Here is an 18,271-nt window from a genome sequence, read left to right as displayed (position 1 = left end):
TCACCGGCACTGGATGCGGGCGGCGTAGGGCTCGAGATGACCCGCCTCGTAGTCAAGCCAGGCGACATACCACTCTCCGGGCTTCGCGCCGGGGCTGATCGAGGGCGCCGGCTGATCCCCGCTGACGCGGGCGAACTTCGTGGGCGCGCCGATGCCGTCGCGGTTGATCGATGCGGTGAGCATGCGGCCCCCCTCGAACCAGACGAGCTGGGCCTGCCCGCTCGGCGCGATCGCGATCGACGGGCGCGCGCCCGACTTCGAGAACCGCTTGCGCCAGATCGGCTGGCCCTTGGCCGGATCGATGTAGGCGGCCGACGCGCCCCCGAGCGGCGCCTCGCCGTGCCAGACGACGAAGCAGCCGCCCGCGCCGCAGGCGAGCGAGGGGCTGTCGCTCCGGACCCGATCGCTGTTCACGAGCGACAGGTCGCCGAGCGCGCGGTCGGCGCGCTTGCCGGGGCTGGCCGGCGGGAGCCCCTTGCCGGCGTTCGCGAGCGGGAGGCGCATGTACTGGATGACCCGCGTCGGCTCGCGATCGAAGCGGAAGGCGAGGTGCATCACGTCGTTCGCCACCGCCACCGAGGGGAAGCGGACGCGCGGCTTCGAGGGGCCCGTCGGGGTGACGTCGGTCAGCCGGATGATGTCGCCCGCCGGATCGAGGTTCGGCGAGAGGCGGCGCATGAAGAGGTCCTCGGAGGCGTTGTCGCCGTCGTCCGACCACGTGATCAGGAACCCCTCGGCGGCGCGCGCGAGCGAGGGCCACGAGTTCCCTCCGCGAGGGAAGGGCGCGACCATCACGGCGGGGCCGTCGATCCGCCCGTTGGCGTCGAGCCAGCGCACGTGCACGCCGGCCTCCGGCCCCTTGCCGTCCCAGTACGTGAGCACCAGCCGATCGCCTGCGGAGGTCAGCTCGGGGCGCCCGATGGCGCGGCCCTCGGGCGTCACGTCGAGCGCCGGCGACGACGGCCGCATCGCGCCGTCCAGCGTCGTCGTGTAGGCGTGCTCGGTGCCCTCGTGCGAGTCCGTCCAGGTGACCACCGCGCCGCGCGGCCCGAGCGCGATCGAGGGCCGGCTGGCCCCGATGGCGCGGCCGCCCTCGCGCACCAGATCGTGCGTGCGCGGCCTCGCGAGGCCGGTGAGCGCGCAAGGCGCCTTGCCGCTCGCGTCTTTCAGGGCGACCTGCACGTGCTCGATCAGGGTACGCGGCACGGGGTGGTTGCCCTTGTCCTGAGCGTCCTTCAGCAGCCGGAGCGCGGCCTTGAGATCGCCGGCGGCGACCGCCTCCTGCGCCTGCGCGACGAGCGGCGGCCACGCCAGGGCGGGCGGCTCGACGCGGGCGTCGGTGCGCGCCGGCACGTTGGCCCCGGCGGACGCCGACGCCGAGGGGGCGCTGATGGCCGGCGGCGCCGCGCTGCTCGACGAGACGGGCGGCAGGGCCGTCGGCTTGAGGAACTGGCGGTAACCCGCGTAGGCGCCGCCCGCGGCGAGCGCGAGCACGCCGAACACGACGAGCGCGCGCCCCGCGCCGCCTCGCTTCGGCGTTGATGCGTGCGCCAGCGGATCGGGGACCGAGGTCTCGCCCGAGCCCCCGGAGAAGGTGATCTGCTGCCCCGCGCCCTGGCTCATGCGCCCGGCGATCGCGGCGCCGGGCGCGCCCGAGGTGTCCAGCCCGGCGAACGGATCTCCCCCGCGCTCCGCCGGACCCGACGGGACGGTCCGCCGCGATTCGTTGGGGGTCACACGGACGACCCCCGGCGGATCGAACGACAGGTCGGCCGGCGCGTCGCCGCCCGGCATGACGAGCCCCGCCTGGGACGGCTCCGCGCCGCGCGGCGGCGTCGGTTGCGCGACGCCGAGCGCGACCGACAGCTCGTCGGCGAACTCCTTCGCGGTCTGGAAGCGGCGATCGATGGAGCGGTCGAGCGCCTTCTCGAACCACGTGGTGAAGCTCGCCGGGAGGTCGGGGCGGAGCGCCGCCGGCTGCGGCAGGGGCGCGTTGGCGATCTGCGCGAACGTCATCGCGACGCCCTGCTCGGTCTGCCAGACGGTGCGGCCGGTGAGGCACTCGTAGGTGATGCAGCCGAGCGCCCAGAGATCCGCGCGGTGGTCGACCGCTCCCTGGCCGCGCACCTGCTCCGGGCTCATGTACGCCGGCGTTCCGAAGACCGCGCCCTCGCGGGTGAGGCGCGCCTGCGCGTCGCCGCCGTCGACCGGCGCGTAGAACTTCGCGAGGCCGAAATCGAGGATCTTCGCGCAGAGCCGGCCCTCTTCATCCTTCGTGAGGAAGATGTTCTCCGGCTTGAGGTCGCGGTGGACGATGGAGGCGGCGTGCGCCTTGGTGAGCCCTCGACACACCTGGGACACCACCGTCACGGTGGTCTCGGGGTCGAGGTACCTGATGACGGTCATCCGCTCGTACAGCGACTCGCCTTCGAGGAGCTCGAGCACCAGGAAGGGCCGCCCGTCGTCGAGCTTGCCCGAGTCGTAGACGTCGCAGATGAAGGGGCTGCGGATCGACGCGGCGGCCCGGGCCTCTCGGAGAAAGCGCTCGACCACGACGGCTGAGGTCGTCAGCTCCTGGGCGAGCACCTTGATCGCCACGCGTTTGCCGATGTCGATGTGCTCGGCCTCGTACACGGCAGCCATGCCGCCGCGCCCGATCTCGCGTGTGATGCGGTATTTTCCGGCGAGGACCGTGCCTACCGGGATCTTCGCTTTGTTCGGCAAAGCCATCAGGCAGGGCTATCCCGCGACTGGATTCGCCAGCGCAGCCTATTCGAGCCGCGTCACAAGAACAATGGCGAGCGCAGCGTGACCCGTCAGGGAGGGGCCCGATCCTCTCCCGGGCGCCGCGCAAGCGGGCTCAGCGGTCCAGGACGCCACCGTGAAAGTGGATTCCACCCTGGGCCGCTCATGGAACAGGGCGGGGCCACCGCTCTGGTGGCGTGGTGCGTAGGCAGGTTCTCACCCCCGGCGCCGCCGCCGCGCAAGCGAGCTCTGCCTTGCACAGGTAGAGCTGTGAAAAAAGTAAGCGGGCTCCGATTTTCTGACGTCCGATGCACTTTTCTCACGCTCGCGCGGTGCGCGAAACATTCCGGAAACATGAGCTTGGGTACACCAGCCTGGACCTTCGGTCGCGCGCCAGCGTCCGGGGTGAAGGGTCGCCGATCCGGCTCTGCTGGATGGGTCCCTGAGTCGTTGACAGTGGCGGGCAAGGCTCGGTGGACCGGGCCGCCCCCGTCACGGATCGGAAGCCGGGCGGCGCCCGGCACATCGATGGGAGGCCGCCGGCGGAGGTGTCCCCCCTTTACCAGCTCTGCTCCGGCGGGGCCTTTCGGGTGAGCGCCCGGGTCTTCACCCCTGGCGGGCACCCGGTCACCACAGGCGTGCGCAATGAAAAAGGTCGAGGCGATCATCAAGCCGTTCAAGCTCGACGAGGTCAAGGACGCCCTCGCCGAGGTCGGGATTCAGGGCATGACGGTGACCGAGGTAAAGGGCTTCGGTCGGACCGGCGGCAAGAAAGAGGTCTATCGAGGGTCGGCGTATGTCGTCGACTTCGTGCCGAAGGTGAAGGTCGACATCGTCGTGCCGGACAGCATGGTCAGCGACGTCATCGACGCCATCGAGAAGAGCGCCAAGACGGGTCGGATCGGCGACGGCAAGATCTTCGTCGTCCCCGTCGAGGAGGCCGTGCGGATCCGCACGGGGGAGCGCGGCGAGGACGCCATCTAGGAGGCGCGCCGCCGGCAGAGCGTCACAGGGCATTCGCGGCGGGTCACAGGCTCGAGGATCGATAGAACGATAGATCGACAGATCGATAGGTCGATAGGTCGACAGATCGACAACCGAGAAGCGAGCACGAGCCCGCGCACCGTCGAGTCACATACAGCGAGAGCAGCGAGTCAGCGAGGTAGAGAAGATCATGAAGGCGAAAGATGTCGTCGCGTTTGCGAAGGAAAACGACGTAAAATTTGTCGATCTCAAGTTCATCGATCTGCCCGGCATCTGGCAGCACACGACCATCCCGGCGTCCCGCCTGAACGAGGATCTCTTCGAGGAGGGGATCGGCTTCGACGGCTCGTCGGTGCGCGGATGGCAGCCGATCAACGCGAGCGACATGCTGATGACGCCCGATCCGTCGACGGCGAAGCTCGACCCGTTCCATGCCCAGAAGACGCTGAGCATGATCTGTAAGATCAGCGATCCGGTGACCGGCCAGCCCTACGGCCGCGACCCGCGCTACATCGCCCAGAAGGCCGAGAACCACCTCCGCGCGAGCGGCATCGCGGACACGTCCTACTTCGGGCCCGAGGCCGAGTTCTTCGTCTTCGACTCGGTCCGCTACGAGAGCTCGCAGCGCGGCGCCTTCTACGAGATCGACAGCGACGAAGCGGTCTGGAACTCCGGCAAGGCCGGCCCGAACCTCGGGCACAAGATCCGGTCGAAGGAGGGCTACTTCCCCGTCGCGCCGACCGACACGCTCGGCGATCTGCGCGGGCAGATGATGTCGACGCTGATCGAGACCGGCATCGCGGTCGAGGTCGGCCACCACGAGGTGGCGTCGGCCGGCCAGTGCGAGATCGGCATCAAGTTCTCGACGCTGACGTCGATGGCCGACAACCTCATGTGGTTCAAGTACGTCATCAAGAACGTCGGCCGCAAGAACGGCAAGTCGGTGACGTTCATGCCGAAGCCGCTCTTCGGCGACAACGGCAGCGGCATGCACTGCCACCAGTCGCTCTGGAAGGAGGGCAAGCCGCTCTTCGCCGGCGACGGCTATGCCGGGATGTCCGACACGGGCCTCTGGTACATCGGCGGCATCCTGAAGCACGCGAAGGCGCTCGCCGCGCTCACCAACCCGACGACGAACAGCTACCGCCGGCTCGTCCCGGGCTACGAGGCGCCCGTGAACCTCGCGTACTCGAGCCGCAACCGCTCGGCGTCGATCCGCATCCCGCTGGCCCCGGGCAACAGCCCGAAGGGCCGCCGCATCGAGGTCCGCTTCCCGGACGCGAGCTGCAATCCGTACCTCGCCTTCGCCGCCATGATGATGGCCGGCCTCGACGGCGTCCAGAACCGGATCGATCCGGGCGATCCGCTCGACAAGGACATCTACGCGCTCTCGCCCGAGGAGCTCAAGGAAGTGCCGCACATGCCGGGCTCGCTCGACGAGGCCCTCGGCGCCCTCGAGCGCGACCACGAGTTCCTGCTCCGCGGCGACGTCTTCACCCGCGACATCATCAAGACCTGGCTCGACTACAAGCGCGAGCGCGAGGTCGACGCGGTCCGGCTCCGCCCGGTCCCGCACGAGTTCTTCCTCTACTACGACGTCTGATCGCCCCCGCCCCCGAGGGCAGCGCAGGGGCCGGCGCACAAGAAAATTGTGCTGTGCCCCTCGCTGCCTGGTCTCTTCCTCGCTCGCCGTCGTGTCCGGCGAGCGCCGGTGACGCCGAGTCGAAGCGTCGCGGCACCGCAAAATCGACGGATCTCTGCGCCCGCACAGGCGACGAGGCGGGCTATCGCACCCTCGCACCGCGAACTTTTGCTTCCTGCTGGAGCGCGCCGCACCGCGGTACCGCTCGTCCATGGCTCGGGTTATCCTCCGGTCCGGCTCCGATGGGGGCGGCGTCAAGCCAGCTCCTCCGCTCCTCCTCGGTTCCCTGGTCCCGCGGTCCTCCGGTCCGCCCGTTTCCTCGGCTTCCTCGGTTCCCTCGGTTCCTTCAGTCCCCTCGGCTCCCCAGCGACACCTCGGCGCAGCAGTGAACCCCGGCGATCTCATCCAGTCTCGCTACCGCCTCGTGAAGCTCCTGGGCCAAGGCGCCAGCGGGTCGGTGTGGGCCGCGAAGAACGTGCTCATCGACCGCGACGTGGCGCTCAAGGTGATGAGCCCCGAGGTGGCCGGGGACGCCGTCGCGCTCCAGCGCTTCTTCAACGAGGCGAAGGCGAGCGGGCGCCTGCGGAGCCCGAGCATCGTCGAGATCCTCGACCTCGGCCAGGCCGAGGACGGCTCTCCGTTCCTCGTGTTCGAGCTGCTCGTCGGCGAGGGGCTCGACGAGTGGCTGCGGCGCGAGCGCACCATCGAGCCGGAGGTGCTGGTCGAGCTCTTCCTCGGCCTCGCGCGGGCGCTCGACATGGCCCATCAGCAAGGGATCATCCACCGCGATCTGAAGCCCGCGAACATCTATGTGCATCGCAACCACCTGGGCGAGCTCGTGGGGAAGATCCTTGACTTCGGGATCAGCAAGGTCCTGGAGAAGGAGCACAACTTCTCGTTGACCCGCACGGGCTGCGTCGTCGGCTCGCCGGCGTACATGTCGCCCGAGCAGGCCGCGGGGCGCGAGGACGTGGACGCCCGCGCCGACATCTGGTCGCTGGGCGTCGTCATGTACGAGGCGTTGACCGGGACGACCCCGCATCAGGCGCCGAACTACAACGCGCTGATGGTCCGGATCCTGAGCAAGGACTGCGATCCGATCGCCGCGCGCAGGCCAGGGCTCCCGCCGCGCCTCTGCCAGCTCGTCGAAGCGTGCCTCCGCCGCGAGCGCGACGAGCGGATCGCCTCGGCGGACGCGCTCGCGAAGGAGCTCGAGGCCGTTCTCCGCGAGCTGCGCGCCGAGCGCTTCCGGGGACAGAAGGGGCGGCGCGCTTCGGACGTCGGCCTCGGCGGCGACGTCGGCCTCGCGCCCGAGAGCGCGGCGGCGCGGGGCGGCGACGCCGCCGGGACGCTGGGGCGGCTCGTGCAGCACGGCAGGCGCCTGCCAAAGGCCATGCTCGTCGCGGCGGGCATCGGGGTGGTGCTCTGGGCAATGGCGCTCGTGCTCATCGGCAGGTACTGGATCCGCTGAGCGCCGCGGCGCCGCGGGGCGAGCGAGCGTGGTCGGCTCGCCCACGGCATGCGCGCCAGGTTGCTCCTTGCGGCGGTGCGCGTCGGGGCCCCATGTTGGCCCCACGTCGAGCCGTTACCCGAGCTCGAAGCGAGCATTGATGGAAAGGATGCAAGTCGATGGACGACCACCAGACGCATGAAGCGCACGCCCATGTTCATGGGCAGGGATGTGGACATCAGGCGTTGCGGCATGAGGGCCACGTCGATTACCTGCACGACGGACACCTGCATCACCCGCACGGCGATCACTTCGATGAGCACGTGCTCTCGGTCGGCAAGGAGAACCCTGACGCGTGCACGCCGAGCCATGCATGCGCCGATCACGAGGAGGCGCACACGCACGGGGCAGGCTGCGGCCATCAGGCCGTGCCCCACGGCGATCATTTCGATTACCTCGTCGGGGCGCACCTGCACCATCCGCACGGCGATCACTGCGATCACCACGGCTCGGTCCAGCTAGGGTGATCGCCGCGCCGCCCCGCGCCGGAGCTCCGGCGCGTGAGGTGGAGGCCGCGGGACGACGCGCGAGCGAGAGCGGCGAGCGGCGCGCGAGGAGGCCGCGAGCGGCGTGAGGGAGACCGGTGAGCGTGAGCTCCTGGAACGACGTTCCGGGGAGCCCGGCGTCACGCGGGCGGCGCGCCGTGGTCGTCCGGTGCGCCGCTCGCGCTTCTGCGATGTGCGTGCGTGCAGGGCGCATGCGGCTCCTCTGGCCCGGATGCACCGGTGCCGCCGACGCCGCGCATACCGCCGAACCATGCGCGAGGGCCGAGCCTCATGAAGCTCGAGAGCAGGAGCGCGCCGAGCGCGGCCGCGCAGACCCATGCGATGGTGGAGTGCTCTTGCGGCGCGAGGTCGTAAGGGGCCGGGATCGCCGAGAGGGGGACGAAGGCGTTCGCGACGAGGCCGAGCGCGACGGCGAAGGCGACGCTGAAGAGCGCGGAGGCGACGGCGGCGCGCGCTCCGAACGCCCGACGCAGGCCGCCGAGCGCCGCGATGTGGGTCGCGGGCCCCGCCACGAGGAACGCGAGCGCCGCGCCGACCGGGAGCCCCTTGTGGATCATCACCGCGGCGAGCGGCGTCGCGCCTTGCGCGCACACGTGCGCGGGCACCGCGAGGAGCGCGCTCACGAGGACGCCGTCCGGCGCGCCGAGCGCGCGCGCCGCGGCCGGCGCGATGGCCGCCTCGAGGACGGCGGCGAGCAGAAGGCCCGCGACGTACCAGGCGGCCATGTGATCGAGCGCTGGACCGACGGCCTCGGCGACGGCGGCGCGGAGCCGCGCGCCCGGCGATGCCACGGTCCCGGCGACGACGGGCGGTGCGCCGCCGGAGGGCGCGGCGCTCGAGCCGTTCGTCCTGGCCACCCCGGCGACGAGGAGCGCGACCAGCACGGCGAGGAGCGCGCCGCCCGCGACGCGCGCCGCGGTGAACGGCAGGCCGAGCATCCGCAGCGAGAGCAGCGCGCCGGCGGGATCGAGCGCCGGCGCGCAGAGGACGACGGCGACGGCCGAGGCGACCGGCGCGCTCGCGCGCGGGAGCCGCTGCATGCGCGGCGCGACGCCGCAGGCGCAGAGGGGCAGCGGCGGCCCGGACGCCAGGCCGCGGGCGGCCCGGGGCGGCGCCGCGCCGCCGCGCAGCGAGCCGGTCGAGCGATGCACGACGCTCGGAGAGAGCGCGCGCAGGAGCCCCGCCATGGCGAGCCCGGCGAGCACGGCGGGCGCCGTCTCGATGAACAGCGGGCCGAGCGGCTCGGCGAACGACAGCTCGGACGCGTGCGCGCTCGTGAAGGAGCCCTCCGGGCTGGGGAGCGCGAGCGCGACGCAGAGCCCCGAGGCGAAGGCGATCGCGCTCGCCGTCCGCGCGCGCGCTCCGCGAGGCGGCGCCTCGTGCGTGTGGACCACGAGCCGCAGGAGGACGCCGAGGCCGAACGCGATGAACACCTCGAACGACTCGTGAGGGAGGCTCTCCACGGCGCGCTGGCCGAGGAGGGCGCCGAGGACGGTGAGCAGCCCGAGGAGCCCGAGGCGCGCGGCGAGCTGCCGCCAGCCCCAGGCGGGCAGGAAGCGCGTCGCGAGCGACAGCCCCTCGGGCAGCCGGTGCACGAGGACGGCGCTCGCGAAGAGCACCCCGTCCGCGCCGCTGCCGGCCGCGGCCACGGCCAGCGCGAGCCCGGCGCCGTCGAGCAGCCCGTGCACGGCGAGCGCCGAGAACGCGATCTCCCGCCCCAGCACTTCGCCGGTGTCACGCCGCCGGTGCTCCGCGAGCCCGAGCGCCGCGTACCCGAGCGCCGCCCAGAGGAGCGCCTGCGCCCCGATCTCCTCGACGACGTGCGGCAGGTGGCGCGTGAGGACGAGCGCGGGCACGAGGCCGAGCGTCAGCCCGTCGAGCGCCGACGTCGGCAGCGCCTGGCGCCGGCCGAGCGCCACGAGGAGCGGCCCCGCGGCGAGGCCGGCGATCGACAGGACGACGACGAGCGCGAGCATGGGCGCGGTGGGCTATGCCCGAGCCCCGTAGCCTAATCAATATCAAATTGGTGTTGCAACCAAGATGCGGGCAGCCGTCTGTGGTCGCTCAGCGTCGGTGAGCGTCGCCGAGCGCCGCGTCATCCGCGCGGCTCGGGGCTGCCGGTGGCCGGGGGGCGCCGATGCCCGGAGGCTGCTCCGCCGCTCAGGCCTGCACGCACCGATCGCAGCGGCCCTTGATCTGGATCTGGAGTCCCTTGCGCCGCAGCGCGCGCGGCGCGCCGCGCGCCGCCTTGATTTCGATGCTCTCGTCAGGGAGGCAGAGCACATCGCCGCATGTGTCGCACATGAAGTGCGGGTGCTCGTCCGCCGCGTGGGCTCCGGTGGACTCCCGCAGCTCGAACCGCCAGAGGTGGTCGCCCATGTCGGTGCGGCGCACGAGCCCGGCGTTGGTCAAGTCGATCAGGTTCCGGTAGATGGTGGCGCGATCCCACCCTTTCGGGGCGAGCTCAGCAGCGAGCTCCGCGTGGCTGACGGGCGTCCGCGAGCGGCCGAGGCTATGCAGCACCGCGATGCGCGGCGAGGTCGCCCGCAGGCCGGCCGCCCGGATCTGCTCACGGAGCTCCTCCGCGGACTGACCTGCTTTGTTACGCGCCATGCCAGACCTCTACCGTCGCCAGGAGAGTGCCGCAATCACGATGCATCGCGCCCGTCGGCCGCGCAGCGCCCGGGTCGGCCGCGTGCCAGTGTGAGCGAGATCGCAGGATCGCCGCCGAGCCCGCCGCGCCATCGCCCGCGAGAACGCAGCGTCTGCCCTCGTGCGGACCGCGTGTGCGCGAGCCCGGCGCGGCCCCGACGACAGGGCCGGCGGCGGCGAGCGCCGACCCGGCGCCGAGAGGATGTGGCAGGCGGAGAGCTTGGATAACGTCGTGCGCCCGGCTTCGAGCGTCGCTCGAGCTGCACAGACCAGGCGGATGGGCGCGCGGTGCGGCGCTCCTCGGGAAAGCGCCTCGAAATCGGGGTGAGCTCCACGGGCCCTGATCCCGAAGGCGCGGAGGACATGGAACCGGTGGAACAGCCAGGTCCCCGTCATCGTCTGATCTCGAGTCGAGGGGCGCTCTCTCGGTCCGCGCCGCTCTCGATGTGTGCTCCATCATGGAGCGATCGATCCACGTTGGAGCAATCGGCGTGTCCGTTCCACACGGGCCGCCGCGCCTCGTCACCGCTCTGCATGTCCGGGGTCCTGTCGGCGTTCGGCGAGAGAGCGCAAGACTCGTAAGACGACCAGAACGGCCAGAACGACCAAGACATGGAATCTTCCTTTGTCGTCGCGAGTGGAATCAGCCCTTTTGGAATTGAACCGATTGTGATCGCGGATATATATTCATGCTTCCTTTGCGGGGAAATGAACCAAGGAGAGTGTCCATGCGAGCTCGGACGTGCGCGGAAGTATTTGCCTTAGTCTTGATCGCTGCCTTGGGCGTCGCGTGCGGCGCCGACCCCTCGACCCCCGCGGAGGATGCGCCGGCCGTCGCTGACGTCGAGCCCGAGCAGGTCGAGGCGACGCCGGCGCCCCTGCGGCGCGGCTGCGCGACCGTCGAGCTGAGCGACGTCGAGAAGGAGGCCGTCGAGCAGTTCGTCCGCAGCCGGATGGCGCTCGGGTTCTCGGTGGGCGCGGCGGTCGAGATCCCCGTGCACGTCCACGTCATCAACAAGGGCATCGGCGTGTCGAACGGCGACGTGACGGACGGGATGATCGCGGCGCAGATCGAGGTGCTCAACGAGGCGTACGCGAACACCCGCTTCAGCTTCACGCTGGCCTCCGTCGATCGGACGAGGAACGCGACCTGGTACACCATGTCGTCGGGCTCTTCGGCCGAGCGGCAGGCCAAGGCCGCGCTCCGTATTGGTGGGTCAGACCACCTCAATATCTACACGGCCAATCCGGGCGGCGGTCTGCTGGGCTGGGCGACGTTCCCCTCGAGCTACGCGGCCCGTCCGACCGATGACGGCGTCGTCCTGCTCCATTCCACGTTACCCGGCGGCAATGCGGCGCCGTACAACGAGGGAGATACGGGTACGCATGAGGTCGGCCACTGGCTCGGCCTCTTCCACACGTTCGAAGGCGGCTGCAACAAGAGCGGTGACGGCGTCGCGGACACGGCGTCCGAGCGCAGCGCCGCGTATGGCTGCCCGCTGAACAGGGACAGCTGCCGGGGAGGTGGGCTCGACCCGGTCCAGAACTTCATGGATTACACCGACGATTCCTGCATGGATGGGTTCACTGCAGGGCAGGCCGATCGCATGTCGGCTCACTGGAATACGTATCGTTGATCGGTGGGTGAGGTGACGGCGGGCGGCGGGCGACTCCGCCGCTCGCCGGCCGGACAGGCGTCCGGCAGGGCTCGATCACATCGACTTGATCTGGGCCCGGCGCTCGAAGCTCCGGCTCTCGGTGAGGGCGCGCGGCGCGGGCTCGGCAGGCGCCGGCCCCGCGCTCGAGTCCCTATCTCCCTGCGCCAGGCGCTGCTGGCGGCGGGTGCCGGCCTGTACGCCGAAGTACACGCCGAGGAACGTCACGACGCCCCAGCCGAGCAGGCCGATGGCGATGAGGCCGGTCTGGCGCGACGCATCGCCCCCGAGCTGGCTGATCTCCTCCATCGGCGCCGACAGCTTGCTCACCTCCTTCATCGGCTCGCGCAGCGTCGCGACCTGCTCCATCGGCTGCTTCAGCCCGGCGACGTCGCGCATCGGCGCGTCCAGGGCGGCGACGTCGCGCATCGGCGCGTTCAGGGCGGCGACGTCCGTGAGCGGGCCGCGGATGCCCACGAGGCTCTCGTTCATCGCGGCGATGGTGGCCTCCATCTCGCTCAGCCGATCCATCGACTCCTTGAGGCGCGCGGTCTCCCGCATGCTCTGCTGCATTGCGTCCATCGATCCCTTGAGCTCGGCCAGCCGCTCCATCGCCGCCTGCATCTCGGCGAGCTTCTCCATCGGCTGACGCAGCTCGGCAAGCCGATCGATGCTCTCCTGCGAGCTCCGCAGCGTCTGATTCGAATCCTCGATCGTCGCGCGGGTCCGCCGCATCTCCTCCGTCGTTGCCTGGATGGAGCGCGTGTTCGTGTCGATCATCGTCGCCATGCCGCAGCCCGTCGACACGAGCGCGAGCAGCATCATCGGCGCAATCCGAAGGATCCTTTCGCAGTGCATACCTGATCGTTGGTTCCTCGAAGGCGGCGCGTCAATGTGTGCTTGACGCGGTGCGCTGAAATATGACATAGCCGTGTCCGAGGGGTGAGGCGCTGTGGGATATCGCGCGTGTTCGCCCGCGATCCGCTTGCGCGGCGCGTGCTCTCACGGCGCTGTGAAATGTCGGTGTCGGTCCGGTGGATGTGACGCGCCGGGCGCTGGAAACCGGACGCCGGCGGTGGAGGGGGAGAGGCCGAGTGCGCAGCTGCGATGGACGCGGCGCCGCCAGCGCCGCTGTCCGGAACTACAACGCGGGTGAGGCGCGCTTCATGCCGGCGCGGCGGCGAGAGCTCCGTGGCGGCCGCGCGGGGCGGGGGCGCTTTACCGTGCTGGACGGTCAGGCTGCAGGGCGCCGGCGCGGAGGGTGAGCGCGGCGAGGATCGCGAGCACGGCCGCGCCGAGCCAGGCAGGCGGGCCGAAGGCCTGCGTCCCCGCGGCGAGGGCGCCGTCGATCCACGTGGCGTCGAGCAGGGCGCCGCGCAGACCTGCGCCCGCGAGCGCGGTGAAGCTCGCGTGGACGGCGACCGCCGCGAACACGCCGCGGCCGCGCAGGAAGAGCGCCGCGGCGAGCGCGCCGAGCGCGGTCGCAAGGGCGAAGCTCGACGGGGACGCGCCCGGCGCGAGCCCGATCGCGGCGCCGTGCGCGAGGGCGGAGAAGACGAGCGCGGGGCGGGGCGAGAGGCCGGCGCGCGCCGCGGCGGCGAACGGGATGCCGGTGAGCAGGAGCTCGTCGCGGACAGCGAGGGCGATCGCGCGCGCCAGGGCGAAGCCGAGGCTCGCCGAGGGCGCCCCGGCCTCGACGGTCACCCACCCCAGCGCCGCGGAGACGCCGACCGTGATCAACACGGCGAGCGCGCCCAGCGCAGCGCCGAGCCCGACGCGACGGGCGAGGGGCGCGCGGCGGCCTGGGCCCTCCGGCTCCAGAGGGTCGGTCCATTGCACGCCGGCCCGCGCCGCGACGACGTCGGCGACGACCGCGCCGGCGAGCGCCGCCGCGAGCGGGCTCGACGACAGGACCACGGACACGATCTGCAGGGCCGCGGCGAGGCCGATGAGCCAGGCCGCGCCGAGCGCGAGCTCCGTCAGGCGGCGCTGCGGTCCGGCGGGATCGGGCCGAGGAGGGGCCTCCTCCGTGGCGTTCAATGGAGCGTGTGCCACTGGCCGTTGTGCTCCACCTTCGGGACGTCCGCGTCGCCGTCGACCTCGTTGCGGTGACGCGCGCCCAGGGTGGCGACGAGCTGGACCGTGGACGGGCGCGCGGGCCGGTGGCGTACCTCCGACGCCGCGCGGAGCCGGCGGCGCGGCGCGGGAGGCGGCGGCGATCTCCGGCTGCGGAGCCGCTGCACGGCCAGCCGGCCGGAGACCAGCAGCCCGATCGCCAGCAGCGAGCCGGCCAGCACCGGGACGAAGCCGTAGCGGCGCGCGACGTTGGCGCGCCACGCGAGCTCGATCTCGCGGCCCGTCGAGACATAGGCGGCCCCGAGCGCGGCCTCGAGCGGCACGCCGCCGCGCACCTGAGCCAGCGCGCGCACGAAGCTCTGCCGCCGCTCGTCCTCGACGAGGAAGCGGACGACGTCGGCCGCCTGCGCGTAGGGCAGCGAGCCGGCCATGTCCTCGGCGCCCGTCAGGTTCGCCTCGAGCTCGTCGAGCGGGAGGAGGCTCCCCCGGAGCGCGGCGACCGAGAGCGCCTGCGCGCGACGAGCGCCGCGGTCTCCGGCCACGTGGGCGGCGAACCCCTCGTGGAACCAGCGCGGGAGTACGGCGCCGCCCGTCACCTCGTCCAGGGCGAGGTGCGCGAGCGCGTGACGGAAGGCGCCCTCGAGATCGGGCGCCTCGGCGCCGAGCCGAGGAGAGGCGCTCAGGACCGCGAGCCGCAGCGCGCCGAACGAGATCGCCGTCACGGGGCCGGCGAGGCCCCCGGGGACGAGATCGTCGAGCTCGGCGGGCACATCCGCGATCCGGACCTTCACGGGGGCGGCCAGCACGTCGCGGCCGAGCAGGGCGCCGAGCTCGGCGCGCAGGTCGCCGGCGCGGGCGATCAGCGGGCGGACACGGTCGCGGGTGGACGGGTGATAGGCGAGCTCGATCCAGCCGAGATCCTCGGTGTGGTACGCCGGCGGCGGCGGCGGCACGGGGAGATCGGCGCTGCCGTCGCGCGACGCGGCGGGCGCGTCGTAGACGCGGGGCGCGGCGCCGGCGAGCCGCGCGGGCGCGGCGATGATCGCGACGCAGAGGAGCGCGGCGAGCCTCAGCCCCAACCCCGCCGGGTTGCGCCGGGAGGAGCGCGTCATGGCGCGATCCGGCCCCGGAGGTGCACGGTGTCGCCGTCATCGCCGCCCGTCTGGGCCAGCACCAGCACGACGATCCCGGTCGCGACGACGCCAGCGAGCGGCCCCCAGAACCAGGGGGAGCTCCACGTCGAGCGCCGCTCCGGCGGCTCCGACGAGCTGGCGCCGCCGCCCGCGGACCTCGGCGCCGCCTGGACGACGTCGGCGCGAGGTCCGCGAGGTCCGCGAGGTCCCAATGAGCCCTGTCGCGATGAGGCGGGCGCGGGCGGCGTCGCGGCGCGACCCGCCGCGCCTCCGCTCCGCTCGTCTCCAGCGAGCAGCGCGCGCACGGCCGCGCCCGCGCCCGGCCAGCCGAAGATCGCCCCGGCGGGGGCGGCCGCGCCATCGGCGGTCCGCTGGACCGTCGCGCCGAGCTCGAGCGGCGCGTAGCTCGCGCCCGCGACCCGGAGCACGCGCGCCACGGGGTGGCCGTGCGCCGTGCTCACCGCGACGACGAGCGCCGCGCCTGCGCCCGCGCCGAGCGAGGCGAGCAGCCCGCGCGCGACCGGCTCGGACTCGGCGCGCCCGGCGGAGCGGCGCACCTCCGCGAGCTCCTTCACGGCGGCCGGCGCGTCCGGGCGCGGCGGATCGCCGGCGAGCACCTGCGCTGTCGCCTCGTCGATCGGCGGGCGGAGCGCGGGGTCGCCGTAGATCGCGCGGGCGAGCGAGCGAGCCGCGTCGGCGCTCGCGTCGTCCACCGCCACCACGACGGCGCCGCGCAGGGCCGACCGTGCGGCGGGCGCGTCCGGCGCGCCGCGCGCAGCCGCCGCGCTGCCCGCGTCGGGCGCCGCCGCGCCGGCGCCGTCTCGAGGCGGCTCCTGGGCCTGCGCGGGCGCCGCCGTCAGGCCGAGCGCCATCGCGACGAGGCCCGGGGCAACCGGCGGACAGCGGGACATGCATTTACGGTACGGAGGCCGCGGGCGAGCGTCAAACGGCGCGCGGCGCGGCGTCACGTCACAGCCAGCCATGCTCGCGGTACCAGGCGACCGCGCGGCGCGTCCCCTCCGCCCAGCTCACCTCGGGCGCCCAGCCGAGCTCCCTGCGGGCGTCGCTCGAGTCGCAGACCCAGTGCGACGCGGAGAGCTCGTTCAGCTTGTCGCGCGTGAGCATCACGGCCTTGCCGGTGAGGCGGCCGAGCCCCTCGCTCGCGAGCGCGGCGCCGCGCACGAGCGAGAACGGGACGCCGAGACGGACGAGCGCCCGCGCGCCGAGCGCCGCCTCCACGTCCGCCAGCATGTCGCGCCACACATACACGCTTCCGTCGTCGATGAAGTAGGCGCGGCCGCTCGGCACGTCGCTCTCGATCGCCCGGATGCACGCGGCGGCCGCGTCGGAGGCGTAGATGACGCTGAGCGTGTTCCTGCCGTCGCCGAGCATCGGGAGGAAGCGGCGCGCGACGCTCTGGAAGAACGCGAACGACTCCTGGTCGCGCGGGCCGTAGATCATCGGGGGGCGCATGACGACCACGGGCAACGCGCCCTTCTCGGCGAGGACCAGCCGCTCGGCCTCGAGCTTCGAGCGCCCGTAGCGCGTCACCGGGGCCGGGCGCGCGTCGGCGGCGATGGGGCGCCCGTCCTGGCTCGGGCCGATGGCGGCGAGGCTCGAGACGAATACGAACCGCCGTATCGCCCCCGCCGGCGCCGCCTTCGCCGCGTCGAGCAGGTTCCGCGTGCCGTCGACGTTGATCCGGAAGAACTCCGCTTCGTCGCGCGCCTTGACCAGCCCGGCCGAGTGCACGATCGCGTCGACACCCGGCGGGCCGACGACCGCGCGGCGGACGCTCTCGGCGTCCTCGACGGCACCGTACGCGAGCTCGACCCCGCGCAGCGACGACAGGAACCTCGTGTCCGACGAGCGCCGCACCAGGGCGACGACGCTGTGCCCCTGTTGCACGAGCTGCTCGGCGACGTGCGAGCCGAGGAACCCGCTCGCGCCCGTGACCAGCACCCTCATCGATCCGCTCCTCCTTTCCGGTCCCGGCGCGCGCCGGCGGCTCGACGCGGCGCCGGCGCCCACGTCGCACAGCCGGCGCCCGTGTCCATCACAGCGCCCGCTCGTAGACGCGGTACTTCTTGTGGATCCGGCCGCCCATCAGCCGGATGCCCGCGTTGATGGCGGCGTTGTCCTCCAGCGTCCACCCCAGCTCGCCGCCCTCCATGCCGAGCAGATGCGCCGCGCGGTTCATCTCGACGTACAGGAAGGCGCTGAGCCCGGCGTAGCGCCGCACGTGGCGCCACTTCTTGCGAATGCCGAGCACGACGAGGCGCCCGCGCTTCGGGCCGCGCACGCGCAGCCGCCACAGCAGCTTGAAGATGCCGCCAGGGAGGAGCTTGCCGTGGAAGTCCTTGATCAGCTGGTTGAGGTCGGGCAGCCCGAGCGACACGGCGGCCGGCTCGCCGTCGATGAACGTGATCTTGGTGAGCTCGGGCATCAGGATGAGCCGCACGTCCTTCGCCCACTTGACGAGCTCCTTCTCGGTCATCGGGACGAAGCCCCAGTTGTCGCTCCAGGCGTCGTTGTAGACGTCCATGAGGATCCGGATGTCGCGGAGCAGGTTCTTCGGATCGCCGCAGCGCGTGTGCACCTCCGGCATCGCCAGGACCTCGGCGTGGGCCTTCTGCGCCCGGGCGGGGACGTTGCCGACCTCGTAGCCCCACGCGTAGAGGTCCTTCACCTTCTCGAGCCCCGCCTGCTCGATGAGCCGGCCCTGGTGCGGCCGGTGGTAGGGCATCATCATCACCGGCGGGAGCTCGAAGCCCTCGATGAGGCAGCCGATCTCCTCGTTGGTCGAGAGCGAGTAGGGGCCCCGCATGCGCTTCATCCCGCGCGCGCGCAGCCAGCCCGCGGCCTCGGCGAGCAGCGCCGCGGCCGTCTCGGCGTCGTCGATCGTATCGATGAACCCGAACGAGCCGGTCTCGTCGCGGTGGACCCGGAGGTGCTCGTGATCGACCTGCGCGGTGATCCGGCCCGCTGGCCGGCCGTCCTTGTACGCCACCCACGCCGTCCCCTCGGCGTGCTCGAAGAACGGGTTCTTCTTCTTGTCGAGCCGATCGGAGATGTCCAAGTCGAGCGGGCGGATATAGTTGGGCTCACCCTCGTAGACGGTGTCGACCACGTTCAGGAAGTCCTTGAGGACCTTCTTGTCGCCCTTCCGGAGCTCGCGGATCTCGATAGCCATAGGGCTTGAGCCCGTACCTTCCGAGACGCGGCGCTGCAAGGGGCTCGCACCGACGTGGTCTCGGCCCGATCGCGGAGCGCCGCGCCCCGCGCCGATCGCGGAGCGCCGCGCCGATCGCCCGGCGCCGCGCGCCGCGCTGACCGCCGGACGCCACGCGCCGCGCTGATCGCACGAC

Annotated in this window: 14 protein-coding genes; 5 read left to right on the top strand and 9 right to left on the bottom strand. The window is 72.3% G+C overall.

Features of this window, described 5'->3' with window-relative positions; all coding sequences use genetic code 11:
• Window positions 1–2,730, bottom strand: a complete 2,730-nt coding sequence (locus tag WMF34_RS36625) for a serine/threonine-protein kinase (protein ID WP_012239820.1) — start codon at window positions 2,728–2,730, stop codon at window positions 1–3.
• A gap of 660 nt (window positions 2,731–3,390) precedes the next feature.
• Between WMF34_RS36625 and WMF34_RS36620 the strand changes: the two genes are divergently transcribed.
• The 4 genes from WMF34_RS36620 to WMF34_RS36605 all read left to right on the top strand — a co-directional run bounded on the left by WMF34_RS36620 (window position 3,391) and on the right by WMF34_RS36605 (window position 7,348).
• A complete protein-coding gene (locus WMF34_RS36620) occupies window positions 3,391–3,729 on the top strand; it encodes a P-II family nitrogen regulator (protein WP_012239819.1) in 339 nt (112 codons plus the stop codon).
• A 190-nt stretch (window positions 3,730–3,919) separates the two neighbouring features.
• Entirely contained in the window at window positions 3,920–5,332 is a 1,413-nt protein-coding gene (gene glnA / locus WMF34_RS36615; protein ID WP_012239818.1) for a type I glutamate--ammonia ligase, read from the top strand.
• 424 nt (window positions 5,333–5,756) lie between these two features.
• On the top strand, window positions 5,757–6,842 hold the full coding sequence (locus tag WMF34_RS36610; RefSeq protein ID WP_437990733.1) for a serine/threonine-protein kinase: 1,086 nt from the start codon (window positions 5,757–5,759) through the stop codon (window positions 6,840–6,842).
• Between the two features lie 158 nt (window positions 6,843–7,000).
• Window positions 7,001–7,348: a hypothetical protein gene (locus tag WMF34_RS36605; RefSeq protein ID WP_437990732.1), complete on the top strand. Its 348-nt coding sequence runs from the start codon at window positions 7,001–7,003 to the stop codon at window positions 7,346–7,348.
• A 158-nt stretch (window positions 7,349–7,506) separates the two neighbouring features.
• On the opposite strand, the gene WMF34_RS36600 is transcribed toward WMF34_RS36605, so the two are convergent.
• Window positions 7,507–9,363, bottom strand: a complete 1,857-nt coding sequence (locus WMF34_RS36600) for a permease (protein WP_437990731.1) — start codon at window positions 9,361–9,363, stop codon at window positions 7,507–7,509.
• A 184-nt stretch (window positions 9,364–9,547) separates the two neighbouring features.
• Window positions 9,548–10,000: a Fur family transcriptional regulator gene (locus tag WMF34_RS36595; protein ID WP_012239814.1), complete on the bottom strand. Its 453-nt coding sequence runs from the start codon at window positions 9,998–10,000 to the stop codon at window positions 9,548–9,550.
• Between the two features lie 767 nt (window positions 10,001–10,767).
• Between WMF34_RS36595 and WMF34_RS36590 the strand changes: the two genes are divergently transcribed.
• The gene (locus WMF34_RS36590) at window positions 10,768–11,676 is read left to right on the top strand and encodes a zinc metalloprotease (RefSeq protein WP_437990730.1); all 909 of its coding nucleotides are present in this window, start codon (window positions 10,768–10,770) and stop codon (window positions 11,674–11,676) included.
• 75 nt (window positions 11,677–11,751) lie between these two features.
• Here the strand turns inward: WMF34_RS36590 and WMF34_RS36585 are convergent, their stop codons facing one another.
• The 6 genes from WMF34_RS36585 to WMF34_RS36560 form a co-directional block, all read right to left on the bottom strand.
• Entirely contained in the window at window positions 11,752–12,519 is a 768-nt protein-coding gene (locus WMF34_RS36585) for a hypothetical protein (RefSeq protein WP_437990729.1), read from the bottom strand.
• A 393-nt stretch (window positions 12,520–12,912) separates the two neighbouring features.
• Window positions 12,913–13,734, bottom strand: coding sequence for a CPBP family glutamic-type intramembrane protease (locus WMF34_RS36580; protein ID WP_231864441.1), 822 nt, complete (start codon window positions 13,732–13,734; stop codon window positions 12,913–12,915).
• Entirely contained in the window at window positions 13,731–14,882 is a 1,152-nt protein-coding gene (locus tag WMF34_RS36575) for a peptidase MA family metallohydrolase (RefSeq protein ID WP_012239808.1), read from the bottom strand. Before WMF34_RS36575 ends, WMF34_RS36580 begins: the two co-directional genes overlap by 4 nt.
• The gene (locus tag WMF34_RS36570) at window positions 14,879–15,814 is read right to left on the bottom strand and encodes a hypothetical protein (RefSeq protein WP_231864440.1); all 936 of its coding nucleotides are present in this window, start codon (window positions 15,812–15,814) and stop codon (window positions 14,879–14,881) included. Before WMF34_RS36570 ends, WMF34_RS36575 begins: the two co-directional genes overlap by 4 nt.
• 58 nt (window positions 15,815–15,872) lie before the next feature.
• Window positions 15,873–16,871 (bottom strand): NAD-dependent epimerase/dehydratase family protein, encoded by a 999-nt coding sequence (locus tag WMF34_RS36565; RefSeq protein ID WP_012239806.1) that lies wholly within the window; start codon window positions 16,869–16,871, stop codon window positions 15,873–15,875.
• A gap of 88 nt (window positions 16,872–16,959) precedes the next feature.
• Window positions 16,960–18,096: a hypothetical protein gene (locus tag WMF34_RS36560; RefSeq protein ID WP_012239805.1), complete on the bottom strand. Its 1,137-nt coding sequence runs from the start codon at window positions 18,094–18,096 to the stop codon at window positions 16,960–16,962.
• Between the last annotated feature and the right edge of the window lie 175 nt (window positions 18,097–18,271).

This window comes from Sorangium sp. So ce145 (assembly GCF_051525985.1).
GTDB lineage: Bacteria > Myxococcota_A > Polyangia > Polyangiales > Polyangiaceae > Sorangium > Sorangium cellulosum_B.
The sequence above is the reverse complement of the archived record's forward strand: the minus strand, read 5'-3'. Positions and strand labels throughout refer to the sequence as shown.